The sequence below is a fragment of the Pseudomonas nabeulensis genome, from assembly GCF_004682045.1.
Taxonomy (GTDB): domain Bacteria; phylum Pseudomonadota; class Gammaproteobacteria; order Pseudomonadales; family Pseudomonadaceae; genus Aquipseudomonas; species Aquipseudomonas nabeulensis.
Genome location: NZ_QUZT01000030.1, coordinates 20,609 through 35,694, shown reverse-complemented (window position 1 = coordinate 35,694; position 15,086 = coordinate 20,609). Strand labels below are relative to the sequence as shown.

General features: G+C 61.2%; 17 protein-coding genes. 16 read left to right on the top strand and 1 reads right to left on the bottom strand.

Annotated features, from left to right (window positions below; translation table 11 throughout):
• Positions 1-63: 63 nt before the first annotated feature.
• Complete coding sequence (locus DYL61_RS16760; protein WP_135309247.1) at positions 64-1,635, bottom strand: Fic family protein; 1,572 nt, start codon at positions 1,633-1,635, stop codon at positions 64-66.
• Positions 1,636-1,929: 294 nt separating this feature from the next.
• Here DYL61_RS16760 and DYL61_RS16755 point away from each other — a divergent pair, with 294 nt between their 5' ends.
• The 16 genes from DYL61_RS16755 (at position 1,930) to DYL61_RS16680 (ending at position 15,079) form a co-directional block, all read left to right on the top strand.
• Positions 1,930-2,298 carry an integrative conjugative element protein, RAQPRD family gene (locus DYL61_RS16755; RefSeq protein WP_135309246.1) on the top strand — a complete coding sequence of 123 codons (369 nt, stop codon included), beginning with the start codon at positions 1,930-1,932 and terminating at the stop codon, positions 2,296-2,298.
• Positions 2,295-2,528 carry a TIGR03758 family integrating conjugative element protein gene (locus tag DYL61_RS16750; RefSeq protein ID WP_135309245.1) on the top strand — a complete coding sequence of 78 codons (234 nt, stop codon included), beginning with the start codon at positions 2,295-2,297 and terminating at the stop codon, positions 2,526-2,528. The genes DYL61_RS16755 and DYL61_RS16750 overlap by 4 nt, the downstream gene beginning before the upstream one ends.
• Before the next feature lie 17 nt (positions 2,529-2,545).
• A complete protein-coding gene (locus DYL61_RS16745) occupies positions 2,546-2,905 on the top strand; it encodes a TIGR03745 family integrating conjugative element membrane protein (RefSeq protein WP_135309244.1) in 360 nt (119 codons plus the stop codon).
• A gap of 12 nt (positions 2,906-2,917) precedes the next feature.
• Entirely contained in the window at positions 2,918-3,316 is a 399-nt protein-coding gene (locus tag DYL61_RS16740) for a TIGR03750 family conjugal transfer protein (protein ID WP_135309243.1), read from the top strand.
• Positions 3,313-3,993 (top strand): PFL_4703 family integrating conjugative element protein, encoded by a 681-nt coding sequence (locus DYL61_RS16735; RefSeq protein ID WP_135309242.1) that lies wholly within the window; start codon positions 3,313-3,315, stop codon positions 3,991-3,993. Before DYL61_RS16740 ends, DYL61_RS16735 begins: the two co-directional genes overlap by 4 nt.
• A complete protein-coding gene (locus DYL61_RS16730) occupies positions 3,990-4,910 on the top strand; it encodes a TIGR03749 family integrating conjugative element protein (protein WP_135309241.1) in 921 nt (306 codons plus the stop codon). The genes DYL61_RS16735 and DYL61_RS16730 overlap by 4 nt, the downstream gene beginning before the upstream one ends.
• Entirely contained in the window at positions 4,900-6,312 is a 1,413-nt protein-coding gene (locus tag DYL61_RS16725; RefSeq protein ID WP_135309240.1) for a TIGR03752 family integrating conjugative element protein, read from the top strand. Before DYL61_RS16730 ends, DYL61_RS16725 begins: the two co-directional genes overlap by 11 nt.
• Positions 6,293-6,727 (top strand): TIGR03751 family conjugal transfer lipoprotein, encoded by a 435-nt coding sequence (locus DYL61_RS16720; RefSeq protein ID WP_135309239.1) that lies wholly within the window; start codon positions 6,293-6,295, stop codon positions 6,725-6,727. The genes DYL61_RS16725 and DYL61_RS16720 overlap by 20 nt, the downstream gene beginning before the upstream one ends.
• Complete coding sequence (locus tag DYL61_RS16715; RefSeq protein WP_135309238.1) at positions 6,727-9,609, top strand: conjugative transfer ATPase; 2,883 nt, start codon at positions 6,727-6,729, stop codon at positions 9,607-9,609. The genes DYL61_RS16720 and DYL61_RS16715 overlap by 1 nt, the downstream gene beginning before the upstream one ends.
• 15 nt (positions 9,610-9,624) lie before the next feature.
• Positions 9,625-10,347, top strand: coding sequence for a DsbA family protein (locus DYL61_RS16710; RefSeq protein ID WP_135309237.1), 723 nt, complete (start codon positions 9,625-9,627; stop codon positions 10,345-10,347).
• Positions 10,337-10,906, top strand: a complete 570-nt coding sequence (locus DYL61_RS16705; protein WP_135309236.1) for a hypothetical protein — start codon at positions 10,337-10,339, stop codon at positions 10,904-10,906. Before DYL61_RS16710 ends, DYL61_RS16705 begins: the two co-directional genes overlap by 11 nt.
• 200 nt (positions 10,907-11,106) lie before the next feature.
• Positions 11,107-11,604, top strand: a complete 498-nt coding sequence (locus DYL61_RS16700) for a JAB domain-containing protein (RefSeq protein WP_135309235.1) — start codon at positions 11,107-11,109, stop codon at positions 11,602-11,604.
• 356 nt (positions 11,605-11,960) lie between these two features.
• Positions 11,961-12,395: a TIGR03757 family integrating conjugative element protein gene (locus DYL61_RS16695; RefSeq protein ID WP_135309234.1), complete on the top strand. Its 435-nt coding sequence runs from the start codon at positions 11,961-11,963 to the stop codon at positions 12,393-12,395.
• Entirely contained in the window at positions 12,392-13,324 is a 933-nt protein-coding gene (locus DYL61_RS16690; RefSeq protein ID WP_135309233.1) for a TIGR03756 family integrating conjugative element protein, read from the top strand. Before DYL61_RS16695 ends, DYL61_RS16690 begins: the two co-directional genes overlap by 4 nt.
• Positions 13,325-13,334: 10 nt before the next feature.
• Complete coding sequence (locus DYL61_RS16685) at positions 13,335-14,732, top strand: integrating conjugative element protein (protein ID WP_135309232.1); 1,398 nt, start codon at positions 13,335-13,337, stop codon at positions 14,730-14,732.
• On the top strand, positions 14,729-15,079 hold the full coding sequence (locus tag DYL61_RS16680) for a hypothetical protein (protein WP_135309231.1): 351 nt from the start codon (positions 14,729-14,731) through the stop codon (positions 15,077-15,079). The genes DYL61_RS16685 and DYL61_RS16680 overlap by 4 nt, the downstream gene beginning before the upstream one ends.
• Positions 15,080-15,086 lie beyond the last annotated feature (7 nt).

The following is a 15,086-nucleotide window of genomic DNA, read 5'->3' as shown; positions in this document are numbered from 1 at the left end:
CAAACGCACTCGCCTATTGATCCTTAAATATCAGTCTCCGCGCATGGTGATCGACTTGGATGCTTAGTTCCGGTCTGGCGCGCCCGCGGCACGATTTGAGACTCCAATGTGCACCGGCGCACGCTCTACTAGCTGCCCGATGAATTGGCTGAATGGAACCAGATTGCCCTCGACACTCGCTTCCTCCAGTGCCGCCATGTAATCACTGCGACTCTCTACCGGAACCACTGTCCATGGATAGCCGCCCGCCGCCAGCATGGCATTCATCATGAAGCGTCCCATGCGACCGTTGCCATCGAAATAAGGATGGATATAGACGAAAACGAAATGTCCCAGCACCACTCGAACGGCTGGGTCGCTTTCTTCCTGAAGAAGCCGGAAGAATGCTGGCATCAGATCGCGCACGGCGTCATGGCGCGGCGGGACATGCTTTGAACGACGGATGTATACCGGGCCGCTGCGATAACCTGCCAGATCTCCTGGCCGCAAAATGCCAGCAGTGACGCTGGGTGCGAACAGTTCCCGGTACCACGCACCATGATCCTGCTGCGCGACCACTCCTGGATTCTTGCCATCAAGGATGGTTCCAAGACTTTGCTTGACGCGCTGGAACGCCAGCCAATAACCACGGGCCGCCAGCGCATCTCGATGATTCCGATCGGTAGCCTGGTCGTCAGGGTTCCAGGAGCCGGATCGCACGCGCTCAATCAACTCGGCACTGACCCGGTACCCTTCGATGGACAGTGAGTGGTAAGCGTCGGTGATGTAGACGTCATCGACCTGCCTCAGGTAGGTATCCTTGTCCACCGACGTCTGGGACGGACGTGGAAAATGATCCAGAACCTGCTCTCGCATGCGTTGCCAGGTCATACCAAGTCGATTTACGTAGGGCGATGGCTCTCCCAGACTGACCACGGTCGGCTGTAAGTCCGCGAACGGATTGGTCTCTTTGACGGCGTAGCCAGCGGCACGCATGGCGTCGACGATGTCATTGGCAATCTGTTCACCGCCGATGCTGCGGAACGCTCCGGCCAGCCGTCCGGCGACCACACTGTGACCGCCGTCAAGCAGGCGCGCTAGAACGTCCGAGGCATCCCGGATCATAGCCAGTGCCGTGCGTAACGTGACGGGATGCGTCTGGAAGGCCGCAGGTCCAACAGTCACCAAAGCAGCCGGCAGGGTATAAAGACGCAAACCGTCACGCACTTCCAAGTCGGCATCCGGTGGTAAATCCACTCGGATATCGAAGATCGAAGTCTGGTGCGGAAGTGACAAGGGTTTGTTGCCGCCCCTAGACGAGCGGACCATGAGCTGGCGAGGCACAGTCCAATCCCCGGTGAGCAGGCTCAAGGACTGTTCAGGTCCAAGGCACCAATCAGCCCCGAATCGTTCGGTCAGGTAGCTGCCACTGAACGCCCAGAAGGACGCGTACCAGGCCGTGCTTTCACCTTGCGTCTCGTCCGGGCGCGTCGGGATGTACCACCCCTTCATCACCTCGGCCAGAAAACCGCTGTTCTGCAGCCGCTCCCTGTGGGTGCGGCTGAGTTGACTGCTGCGGATGGCGACAAGTCCCTGATCCTGAAGCTGCTTGAGGGCGACCAGGGCGGTTGCAAGCTTGTCTGAAGGCATGGCCATGGAGCAATTCCATTAGGTTGTGGCGCTGAATCATTATTAGGTTATTGAGCTTAACCATTTTTAGGTTTTTGTGCAAACCGCTCATTAGGCTATTGCGCTTGCGGCACGGATCCATGGTTCCGAGCCCCTTGACGTCTGCGCCTCCCCGCCTATCCGCGCATCACGTCTGTCCAGACTCTTCCACTGCGCGTTACACCATGAATCCGGTGTCCTCCCAGTTCCTATTGTTTGCAGCCTGAGCGCGCCTGTCTCGCCACGATCACGCCATTGCTGATCTAACGAGGACATAGCGCGATGGTGCTCTCAATTAGGCCTGCGCAACGCGGCGCATACCTTCTGTTCATGGCCACTGTGATGGCTGTGGCGCCGATGACCGCAAGCGCCGAAACGCCGATGCAGCGCCAGGAGCTGGTCGCCGCCATGCGGCAACTTGATGCGCTGGAGCGGTTTGTTGCGCAAAGCGCTGCCAACGCCCCGATCACATCGGGCGAACGCTACCACTTCGACTATCCGCGCCTGCTTGCTGATTTGGCGCAGGTACGCGCCGGCATCCAGACCCACCTCACGCCATCACGTGCGCAGCCTCGCGATCCCGTCGACTTGGCCGGTGATTACCGCGCCAACGCTGCAGCCCCGGACACCTCCCGGGAGCGCCAGCCATGACCTCCGCCCAACTCTCCGCCTTTCAGGCCAACAGCGGTATTGCGCCCGCGCTCCTCGCGACCGTGCTGGTCGGCCTGGTGTTCGCGGTGCTGCTGCTGTGGGGCGCCTGGGCGATTCGCACGGCCTACGTCGGCTGGGCAGAGAACCGGATTAATCAACGTCAGTTCCTTGGCGTCATCGTGCGGTTTCTCGCGATGTACCTGGTGCTGACTTTTTTCCTCCTCTCGTAACCAGAAAGGGTCAGACCATGGAAACTCGCTTCTCCCCCGCTCGTCTCGTCCAGCGCACTGCAATTGCGCTGGGTCTCGCATCGTTGCCTGCGTTGTCATTCGCACAGGGTTTGCCTCAGTTGGAGAACCCATCGCGGGGTGCCGGCAGCGGCATCATGCAGACGATCCGCAACTACGGCTACGACATTGTTCTTCTGGTCGCACTGCTGGTGGTGGCCTCCATGTTTGTGGGCGTGTGCTACCACGCCTACAGCACGTACTCCGAGGTGCAGACCGGTCGGAAAACCTGGGGGCAGTTTGGCTTGGTTGTCGCGGTCGGCGCCATTCTGCTCGTGATCGGTATCTGGTTGCTCACCGAAGCAACCGGGATCCTCTGAGGGGGCCGACGCATGTCCGAGCATCAGCATATCCGCGCGGATGGCACCCTCTCGTTTCTGCCGCACCGGTTAAATCGTCACCCAGTCGTCGTGCGCGGCCTGACAACAGACGAGTTGTGGATTTGCAGCGGTCTGTCCGGCGCGGCGGGCCTGCTGGTTGGCGCGCCGCTGTCGTGGCTGTTCTCCACTATTGCGTTGGCACCAACCTTCGTCGTTGTCGGCATCGCCTTGGGAGTGTTCGTCGGTGGCGGCATTCTGCGTCGGCAGAAACGTGGCCGGCCGGACACATGGCTGTACCGCCAACTTCAGTGGCGCCTCTCCACCCGCTCTCCGCTGCTGGCCGGCTGGGTCGGGGGACACGTGCTGATTACACGCTCGGGCTACTGGTCTCATCGGAGGCCGGCGCGATGAGCCGCTTCAAAAACGAAGTCGCGAGTTTGAAAGCGCACATCGCTACTTTGCGCCTCGGCGCTGCAGCGTTGCTGCTGCTCGCCCTGGTCATGGGCGGTGGTTGGTGGAGCGCGCCGCGCGACCTGACGATCCACGTACCGCCCGACCTGCGCTCAGGCAGCACGCGCAAATGGTGGGAGGTTCCACCTGAATCGGTCTACGCCTTCACCTTTTACGTGTTCCAACAGCTCAACCGTTGGCCCACGAATGGTGAAGAGGACTATGCGCGCAACCTGCATGCGCTATCGCCTTACTTCACGCCGTCCTGCCAGGCATTCCTGCGTGCGGATTATGACTACCGCCGCAGCACCGGCGAGCTGCGCCAGCGCGTACGGGGTGTGTACGAAATTCCTGGCCGCGGCTATGGCGACAACCCTTCGGCGCGGGTTCGCTCGGTATCTGACCGGGATTGGATCGTGACGCTCGATCTCAGTGCAGACGAGTACCACGGATCGGAGCAAGTCAAACGCGCCCTGGTGCGCTACCCGGTGAAAGTCGTGCGGATGGATGTCGATCCAGCCCGCAACCCATTCGGTCTAGCCCTCGACTGCTATGACGGCGCCCCTCAGCGCATCACCACGCCCACACAGGAAGCCCCCATTCGCGGCGGTCTGGAGCTGAAAGGAGAAACGCCATGAAGCACTACGTTTTGGTGTGGTTGGGAGTGCTGGCTTTGACGTTGACTCCAGCCGCTCAGGCCTTGGAGATCCTCCGCTGGGAGCGCCTGCCGCTGGCCGTGCCGTTGGTGGTGGATCAGGAGCGCATCGTGTTCATCGACAGGAATGTGCGTGTCGGTGTGCCAACCAGTGTCGGCGACCGGCTGCGTGTACAGAGCGCAGGCGGCGCGATCTACCTGCGTGCGAACGCGCCCCTCGAACCCACGCGGCTGCATTTGCAAGATGCAGACAATGGCGCGCTCATCCTGCTCGACATCGCCGCCCATCCCTCCAAGGACGGCGAACCGTCACTGGAGCCGGTGCGTATCGTCGAGGGTAGCGCAATCCCTCAGCGCTACGGCCAACCACAGGCTGGCGATAGCGACGGTGAATCGACCTACCATACCGAGCGCCAGGCTTCGGCGCCTTTGTCGCATCGCGAAACCCCGGTACCCGTCGTGCTAACGCGTTTCGCAGCGCAGAATCTGTACGCTCCATTGCGTACGGTCGATTCCGTACCCGGCATTACACGGGTCAACCTGCGCGGTGATCTGAAGCTCGACACGCTGCTGCCGACCTTGCCGGTACGCGCTGCCGTACTGGCGTCATGGCGGCTGGAAGATCAGTGGATAACGGCTGTACGCCTGACCCATACCGGTAGCGATTGGCTCACGCTCGATCCTCGGTTGCTGCAGGGCGACTTCCTCACCGCCACTTTCCAACACGAGGCGCTTGGTCCTCGTGGCACCCCAGAAGACACCACCGTCCTCTACCTGGTCACGCGCGGACGCGGCCTGGCGCAATCGCTGCTGCCAGCCATCCAGCGCTTCGACCCGGCGGCGCACCTGCCTCAGACCGGCTCCGAGCACTTCACACAGGAGACCGATCATGCGCAGTAACGGTCTGCTCAAGTGGCTGATGATCCCAGTCGCACTGCTCGTACTGTTCGTCGGTATCCGCTTGTTCTCGGGTGGCGGCTCACCCGCGTCGGGTGATACCGGTGCGGGCAGTGTGCTCACGCCCGAGGAAATGCAAGCACTGGGTATCGAAGGCGATACCCCACGCGACACGGTCGCGACACTAGTTGCCCAGGTTAAGCAATTGCGCACCGAGCTGCAGACAGCGACGACCGACAACAAGACCCAGCGCGACGAAAACCAGCGGCTACGCCAGCGCGAAAGTGCCATCGACCAGCGGATCAGCACCGCGCTCGACACTGAGCGCGCCAACCTACGCCGCGACCAAGATCAGCTCGCCAGCGAACGCCAGCAGACCGAAGGTTTGTTACAGGACTTGCAGCGCCGTCTGGAGAGCATCGGCGGACGTGGCGGCGACCATCCTGATCTGCCTGTGGGGCTGGGCCTGAGTGATGGGGATGCCGCAGGATCCGGCGGCGAGGACAGCATCCGCTGGGTGGAGCCGGACGATGCCAAGCAGGCCGATAGCCGCAACAGCAACAGCGCCCTGAGCTTTCCAACCAGTTTTGGGCCAGCGCAGAAGACGCTGGAAACCGCCGTCGGGAACGTTGCCGATGCGGGTGCCAAGGCAGCCGGGGTCACAACGGCCAAGGCGGTCTATACGGTGCCGACAAACTCGACGCTCATGGGGTCGGTGGCGATGACGGCATTGATTGGCCGTGTGCCGATCGACGGAACCGTGAACGACCCGTATCCGTTCAAAGTGCTGGTCGGCCCCGACAATTTGACGGCGAACGGCATTGATATTCCCGATGTGGCCGGTGCCGTGTTCAGCGGCACTGCCAGCGGCGACTGGACGCTGTCGTGCGTCAGGGGGCAGGTGCGTTCGATCACGTTCGTGTTCCACGACGGCACCATCCGCACCATCCCCGAAAACAGCGAGCGCGGCAACCAGCAGAACAACGACCAAGACGGGCTGGGCTGGATCAGCGACCCGTACGGTATCCCATGCGTGAGCGGCGAGCGTCGCAGCAATGCTCAACAGTATCTCGGGACTCAGGCCCTGATCACTGCGGCTGGCGCCGGGGCTGCATCGCTGATCGACTCCGATAGCGGCCAGATGTCCTACGCAGGGGCCGACGGCTCCATCGGCATCGTGGGCATCAGCAGCAACGAGGCCGTGGGCCGCATCCTCGCCGGCGGCGTGCACGATATGTCCGAATGGGTCAACAAGTTGTACGGCCAGGCCTTCGCGGCCGTTTACGTCCAACCCGGCGCCAAGGTCGCCGTCCATCTCGAAAAACCCCTTGCCATCGACTACGACCCCGAGGGTCGCAAAGTCGATCACCGCACAGGAAAAACCCATGCACTCGAACTGGATTAAAGCGCTGCTGCTGGCGGCGGCCGTGGCAACCATGAGCGGCTGCGCCACCAGCAAGGAAGAATTGATGCCTCACGGTGACCGCACGATGCAGGACATCTGGTACCAAGCCGACGGTGAAGGCGGCAGTGGCCAAGTAGCGCGCCGCCAATTGCTCGATGCTCGCCAGAGCCTGCGTCGGCCACTCACCGATGCCGACGTACAGACCGCATCGGTGGAACAGATGCACTACACACGTACTGCAGCGAACGAGATCCACCGCCAGTTCCACCGGCTGCCGAATCCGGATCTGCAGATGTACGTGTTTCCACACCTGGCCGGCACCGATCCGGTGCCCGTACCCGGCTACACCACGGTCTTCCCCCTGTACCAGCGCGTCCAGTACGCGATGCCGGGCGAGCGTGTGGAGGATTACTGATGGTCCGTCGTTTTCCGTGGTTCAAACGGGCCTCAGTACAAGCCGGAATTACCCAGGCACATACACAAGCGGACGCCTGGCAGCGGCACGTCGAAGTCCTGAACGAGCACGGCATTCCGGAACCCGGTGCGGCCGTGCAGGGGCGTCGACCGGCGACACTGGACGATGAGCAGGCGCTGTACGGTGTGCTGCCATCCTTTGTCGAACTGCTGCCCTGGGTGGAATACCTGCCTGAATCGAAGTGCATGTTGCTGGAGGATGGGCAATCGGTCGGGGCTTTCTTCGAGCTGACCGCGTTGGGTACCGAAGGCCGCGAACCGGCCTGGCTGGCGCAGGCGCGTGATTCGCTTGAGAACGCCCTACAGGACAGTTTCGACGAGTTGGACGAAAACCCTTGGGTGCTGCAACTATATGCCCAGGACGAAACCAACTTCGATCAGTACCTGCAAACCTTGCGCGACTACGTGCAGCCCCGTGCGCGGGACACTCGCTTCACGGATTTTTATCTGCGTTTCTTCGCGCACCACCTGCGTGCCGTGGCTAAACCCGGTGGCTTGTTCGAGGACACGGTGGTCACCCGCCTGGGTTGGCGCGGCCAAAGCCGGCGTGTGCGCATGGTGGTTTACCGCAGGGCGGGCGCAGGCGTGTCGCGGCGTGGCCAAACGCCCGAACAAGCCTTGAACGTCGTTTGCGACCGCCTGCTCGGCGGTCTGGCCAATGCCGGCATTCACGCGCGTCGCCTGGATGCACCGCAGATTCATGACTGGCTGCTGCGCTGGTTCAATCCACACCCCGCCTTGCTGGGGTCGAGCACCGAAGACCGCGAACGATTCTACAAGCTGACCGCATACCCAGACGCCTTGGAGCCTGAAGAGATTGAATTGGCAAGTGGTCTGGATTTCAGCCAGCGTTTGTTCTTCGGTCAGCCGCGCTCCGATGCCGCCCAGGGCCTGTGGTACTTCGACGACATGCCGCATCGGGTCATGGTTACGGACCGCCTGCGCATGCCGCCAGCGACCGGGCATTTGACCGGGGAGACTCGCAAAGGCGACGCGATCAACACGCTGTTCGACCAAATGCCTGAAGACACGGTCATGTGCCTAACACTCGTCGCGACTCCGCAAGACGTGCTGGAGGCGCATCTCAACCATCTGGCAAAGAAGGCGGTTGGCGACACGCTGGCGTCCGAGCAGACGCTCAACGACGTGAACGAAGCCCGGTCGCTGATCGGCAGCGCTCACAAACTTTACCGCGGCAATCTCGCGTTCTATCTGCGCGGTCGCGATGAAAGCGAGCTCGATCGGCGCGGCTTGCAACTGGCCAACGTGATGCTCAACGCTGGCCTTCAGCCGGTACGTGAAGAAGACGAGGTGGCCCCGCTCAATAGCTATCTACGCTGGTTGCCGGGCGTCTACAACCCCGCTCAGGATCGCAAGCAGTGGTACACCCAACTGATGTTCGCCCAACATGCAGCGAACATTAGTCCCGTGTGGGGTCGCAGCGAGGGAACAGGGAACCCAGGCATCACCTTCTTCAATCGTGGCGGCGGCGTCATCACCTTCGACCCGTTCAACCGCCTCGATAGGCAAATGAATGCTCATCTTTTCCTGTTCGGCCCCACAGGCTCAGGCAAGTCAGCCACGCTCAACATCATGTTGAACCAAGTCGCGGCCATCTACCGTCCGCGAATCTTCATCGTCGAGGCAGGCAATTCGTTTGGCCTGTTTGCCGAGTTTGCCCGGCAACTTGGCATGACAGTCAACCGGGTCAAGCTGGCTCCTGGTTCGGGTGTGAGCCTGGCTCCTTTTGCCGACGCCCGCCGTCTAATCGAAACACCCAGCGATGTCCAGACGCTTGATGCCGATGCGCTGGATGACGAGCCGCCCATCCCGGTCGAGACCAGCGAAGCCGACGAGCAGCGCGATGTGCTTGGCGAGCTGGAAATCACCGCTCGGCTAATGATCACTGGGGGCGAAGAGCGCGAAGAAGCTCGCATGACCCGCGCCGATCGTTCGCTGATCCGCCAGTGCATTCTCGATGCCGCTCAGCACTGCGTCGCCGAAGACCGAACCGTACTGACCCGCGACGTTCGTGATGCGTTGCGCGAGCGCGGGCGCGACGCGACCCTGCCGGAGACTCGCCGCGCACGGTTGTTGGAAATGGCCGATGCGATGGATATGTTCTGCCAAGGCACCGATGGCGAGATGTTCGACCGCCCAGGTACGCCGTGGCCGGAGGCCGACATCACCATCGTCGACCTGGCAACGTACGCACGCGAAGGCTACAACGCCCAGCTTTCCATCTCGTACATTTCGCTGATCAGCACGGTCAACAATATCGCCGAGCGTGATCAATTTTTGGGGCGCCCCATCCTCAACGTGACCGATGAAGGGCACGTGATCACGAAGAACCCGTTGCTTTCTCCTTACATCGTCAAGATCACGAAAATGTGGCGAAAATTGGGCGCTTGGTTCTGGCTTGCTACGCAAAACGTCGACGATCTCCCGAAGGCCGCAGAGCCGATGTTGTCGATGATCGAATGGTGGATCTGTCTGTCGATGCCCCCTGACGAAGTCGAGAAGATCGCTAGGTTCAGGGAACTCACTCCCGCACAAAAGGCGCTGATGCTCTCGGCTCGTAAGGAATCCGGGAAATTCACAGAAGGCGTGATCCTTTCCAAGAGCATGGAAGTGCTGTTCCGGGCGGTTCCACCCAGCCTCTACCTCGCACTCGCGCAAACCGAGCCCGAGGAGAAGGCCGAGCGCTACCAACTCATGCAGCAATTCGGCATTAGCGAGCTCGAAGCCGCGTTCAAGGTGTCCGAAAAAATTGACCGCGCCCGCGGCATCACACCACTAGCTTTCGACGACGTGTTGTCCTGACCGACGGAGCCTCACATGACTGCCCAACGATCTCTACCTCCCGCATCCCCCGAACGCATGTGGCACCGTCGTCGGCGTTTGCTGTCCGCAGTGATGACCCTGATCCTGCTTCTGTTGGCGTTGCTTGTCGTCACGCTGCGTGATGCCACCAGCCCGCCTACACCTTCTACCGTACAGCAGCATCTCGAAGGCCCACCCTGGCGCCACGGGGTGGCGAATGCGCGCTTCACCGTGGTGCTGTATGCCGACCTTGAGTGCCCTTACTGCCAAGCCTATTTTCCGGAACTGTATCGCTGGATCGACACCACCTCCGACGTCAACCTGCAATGGCATCACCTGCCATTGACCAAGCATGAGCCGGCCGCAAGCCGCCAGGCATCGCTTGCGGAATGCGTTGGCCAGGCTGGCGGGCATAAGGCGTTTTGGTCGGCCGTTCAGTGGATCTATACCTACACCCGCACTGGCGGTCAGGGCGTGTCTGACTTGGAGGCCTTTCCCGATGCATCCCAGGCCATCCACACCTGCCTGAGCAGTGGCGAGGCCATGAGCCTTGTACAAACACAGGCGCACGAAGCCATCACATCAGGCATCACAGCAACACCTTCGCTACGCCTGATCGATAACCACAGTGGCCAGAGCTTGCTGCTCCCAGGCCCGGTTCCGGGCGATGTGCTGCTATCGGCTATCGACATGCTCTCATCCCCCATCGCAGAGGAGGATCACCCCGATGTCCAGTAAACGTGCACACTCTCAACCGAATCCGACAAGGCTGCTCGCAATCTGCCATGGTCTGGTTGATGACGCGTCGTCCCACGACTTTATGAATGGGACGCTGTCCTGCGCCGAGGAGATCGGGGGATTTGGTCATCTCCCCGACGCCTTGCAAGCGTCGATACGCTACGTGGCAGAGCGGCGCTACGCGCAACAATACGAGTCCGATAGCGCAGTCGCCATGGCGACGCATGTGGATATCCTCGATGACCAAGAAGCGTTGATTCTACGCGGCATCGTGCTCGGCGAGCTGGTGGATTGGTGCATGCCTGCGCGCACTCGTAAGGAGGCGCGCAGCATCTCGCAGCAAATCGAGCGGCTCTCGGTCGAGCTCATCCACCAGGACAACCTGGTCGAGTGCGAGACCGCGCAGCGTCTGGGATGCGATCACGTGGACCGTATCGCCGATCGTCTGCTCTTTCTCGAAGGATGTCTCGTGGCACCAGCATGGCGCGATCGGGCCGTATGGGCCCTCAGGCAGCAAATGCGCCATTGGGGTGACATTGCTGCAGCAACCGTGTCCTGATCGTCGATTCCATCGACGTCATGCCCAGGTAGCCATTGGTCTTCAAGGCTACGGTTCGGCACACGCCGGGCTGACCGAAAACCTGTCCGCTTCGCGTCCCATGCGCGGACGATCGCATTGCGATGGATGCATCATTTCAATCACCCTGGAGGGCTTGCCCTCCCAGGGGCGCCTCCAACTCTACCGAAGGAGGCAACTAAATGAACTCATCCCTTTCTATTCAAGACAGCGTTCAGCTGTTCAACATGCTAAGCACCCAGCACGAAGACTGGATTGTCGCCCGTGCAATGGAGATCGTAGAGCAGCGGGTCTTTCGCCGTGACCTTTCGTTGATCGACTCGGAAGCGACCAAAAACTATCTGCGTGTCAAGCTGGCCGAGCAGCGCAATGAAGTGTTCGTTGCGCTGTTCATGGACGCACAGAACAGAGTGATCGCCTATGAGGAACTGTTCAAAGGCACGGTCAGTCAGGCTGTCGTCTATCCACGGGGCGTGCTGGCCAAAGCACTGGAGCACAATGCGGCCTCGGTCATTTTTTCTCACAATCACCCGTCGGGCGTGACCACGCCCAGCGAGGTCGACAAAGTGCTGACAGCTGAGTTGAAGACCGTTCTGGCAGCTATTGACGTCCGTGTGCTCGATCACGTCATCATTGGCCAAGGAGAGCCTTTTTCTTTTGCCGAAATGGGACTGCTCTGATCTTTCTACTCTCGCCAGGCATCGGGCCACCCGCACAGGGCATCCCGATGCCTTCTTGACGAAATCCTTTGCATAACCATCAACTGAATATCCTCGTCTTAGCCACGTCGAGCATGATATGCCGTAGCGAGCAGCTCGAACGGCTGTCACGGCCTTAGTCCAGCACCGTCGCCGGCCACGCCGGCTCAGCTTGAGCCAACGCGCCCCATCCCTTCGGCTGGGGCGTTTTCACATTGGCGCACCGCCCATCCCGAACCTTCCCATAAAACCGGTCACCGCCAGTTCCGGTTTGTTTGTCGTTTCCCGCCCGCTGTTGGAGTGGACTACCACCATGATCAACTTCGTGGTGCTCCGACATGCTGGTTCCTGCTCCTACCTTTCCCCCCTGGCAGCACACGCTTGCCACCGGCCTGCTCGCCGCGCTGCTGAGCCCGCTGGCACAAGCCGCTGACGTCCTGGTCGTCACCGACGCCCGGCACCCGATGCAGAACCTGGGCAGTGCCCGGGTCATCGAACTGGATCGCCCCTCGCGCATCGAGGCCGAGTTGGCGGGCAAGCTTCCCAAAAATCCAGTCCGCGCCGCAGCGATCGTGCAACAACGCCTGAAAGAGGGCGGACCGGCGTTGCAGCAGCGTATCGGCGAGGCCTATCAGGGGGTCGTTGATGCCTGGAGCATGGGCATCATCACCATTCCGGCCGTGATCGTCGATCAACGGTATGTGGTTTATGGCGAGCCGGATGTCGCCAAAGCGGTCGCGCACATCGACGCGCACCGGAGGGCTCAACCATGAGACTCCAACGCCGCCTGCGCGCCGGCATCGCCACCATCTTGCTGATGGCGACTGGATCGTCGTTCGCCCTCAACACCGCCACCATCATCTCCTCCACCTTGTCCCCCGATTGCCTCGAATACCGGGTCACGGGGATCTGCTACTGGCTGTTCTGCACCCAATTCGGCTGCTCGGTGCGCACGTCGGTCAAGGTCAGGCATTACATCCCCGATGCTGTGGTGTCGAGCTACGCCAACACGGGCGAAAACCCATGGATCGAGGTGCGGGCCATGAGCGCACCCAACACGACAGCCCAGGGTGGTGGTGATGGCACGACCAACCATGACAACGAGAACAACCTCGCCAAGTTCCGCAACGCCGATGTGATCGGCCACCCAGGCGGCTACGTCTTCAGCCAGTTCGCCTCCGCTTCCGGCTACATCTGCGAAGGCGCTGGCACCGCGTTCATGCCTTATCTGCTGAGCACGCTCGATACCATTGCGTGGCGCTACAACATCCCAGAAGCCGTGTATCCCGAGGCACTGATCCCTGGTTTGCGCGAGATCGGCGCGCGCACCTCACTGAATTTGTGGGGCGCTGTATACCCCCGTGGCGGCTTCCTGCACCAGGTCGACGACCATAAGGCCAGCGCCGTGGTGGCCCAGCGCGCCGGTGACATCGTCACCCGGCGGGGGCAACTGCACGTGTATCAGCCGCTGCTCGCGAACTCTCGCGATGGCTACTGGCCAGCCGGAGCATTGGTGGAGAACGACGCCTCTACAGGCAAGTGGCAGGAACTGACGCCGCGCCTCTCCAACACCTGCGCGGTGTTCCCCCACAGCGAACCGCTGACTCAAGCGCAACAGGGCGATTATGCGTGGGCCCTTTGGCGGCCATACAGCTGCTGCCAGCGCCGCGGACAAACGTTCCTCGGCAGCGTCGATTTCTGAGGGCGCAACGATGAAAAACCCTGATCTGACGAATCTTTCCGTCGTCATGCGCAGCCCCTGGCGTCTCCATGCATTGGCTTGTGCGCTTGCGTTGGCCAGCGGTCTGGCATGTGCCCAAAGCGCTGGCTTCCAGAACAGCGGAAGCGTGATCGGCGACGAAGTGATGTACTCGATCGGTGGAGGCAATGCAGTCTCCATGAGTGGTGCAGCTGGCATGCGCTCACTCGGCGTTGGGGTTGGCTGGAACAGCAACCTGATCTGCGGCGATATGAGCATCAGCACGACGATTCAGAACCAGCTCAATGGGCTGACGAATGGATTCCAGAACATCATGAGCAACGTGATCCAGAGCGCTACCAGCGCGGTTGCCTCGCTTCCGGCACTGATCATTCAGAGGGCTGATCCAGGTTTGTACAACCTCCTCAGCAACGGCGTGCTGCAAGCCCGGTTGGATTTCGACCGTTCTAAACTCACATGCCAGTCAATGGCAGAGCGGATGGCCAATATTGCGGGTGGCCAAATGGGTTGGAACCAAATTGCGGAGGGCATGGCGCTGCGCCAAGCCGTGGCAAGTACGGATGCCGTCTCGGCTATTGAGCAAGCAGAGAGCAGGCGTGGCAACGATGGCGTGCCGTGGGTCGGTGGCCATAACGCGGGTGGCGCTGGCCAACGTTCGATCAAAGTGGTAGCTGACGTAACGCGGGCTGGTTACAACTTGGTTAATGGCCGCGGAGTGAACGATACCTCGTCCATTTCTCAAGCCAGTTGTACAACGCTAGCCTGCCAGACCTGGACCTCGCCCCATGAAGCGGCTGATTGGGCCACCCGGGTGCTGGGTGAACAGGAACAACGCACTTGCGAGGGCTGTACCAAGACCGAAACAGTGCCTGGTGTCGGCTTGACGCCTCTAATCCAGGAAGAATACGACGCCAAATTGGAGGTGCTGCAGGAGTTGATCAGTGGCACGCGCCATACGACCTTGGCAAACCTGGGTGAGGCCGGCAGCGTCTCGCTGCCGATTACGCGCGGCGTCATTGAAGCGCTGCGCGATGAGCCTGATCAAGACGTCCTCGCCCGGCGCCTGGCTTCAGAAGTTGCGCTCGCGAGCGTGCTGGAGAAGGCGTTGCTGCTGCAGCGGACCCTGCTGACCGGGAAGAAGGAGCCCAATGTCGCAGCCAACCAACTGGCCGTCGAAGCGGTGAACCAGGAAAGCAACACATTGGACCGCGAGATCCTCAACCTCAAGACTGAACTGGAGTTGAGGCGCGAGTTGGCGAACAACTCCCCGATGGCGATTATCCAACGGCACGGCACGCGCGCAGCAGGATCGCGCGGGGTCTATGAAGGCGATCCGGTGCCGGATCGCCTCAACCAGCTGCAGCGGCCCAGCACGGGAGGTACCCCATGAACTGGGTCTTACTGCAGCTGCAATGGCTGTTCAACCTGCGTGTCGCGAGGGCGCTGCTGTGGACGCTGCTATGTGTTGTCCTGGCCATCGCGGCGAACGTCGTCGGCATCTACTTCGTCGGCAGTATCGCTGGCTGGGAGCGCTGGCTTGCGGACGCCGCCAGCTACTTCATGCTGTGGCGTCTCTGCCTCTACGGCGCAACAGGCTATGGCTGGATATGGATGCGCCGTCGGTTACTAGCCCGTGAACCCGGCACAGAGGCTCGGCGCCGCGTGATTCGGGCCGAAGTAGCCGGTTGCATCGCGATCGTTGCGCTGGAAGCCAGTCTGCTGTCGCAGTCCATGTAGGGGAACT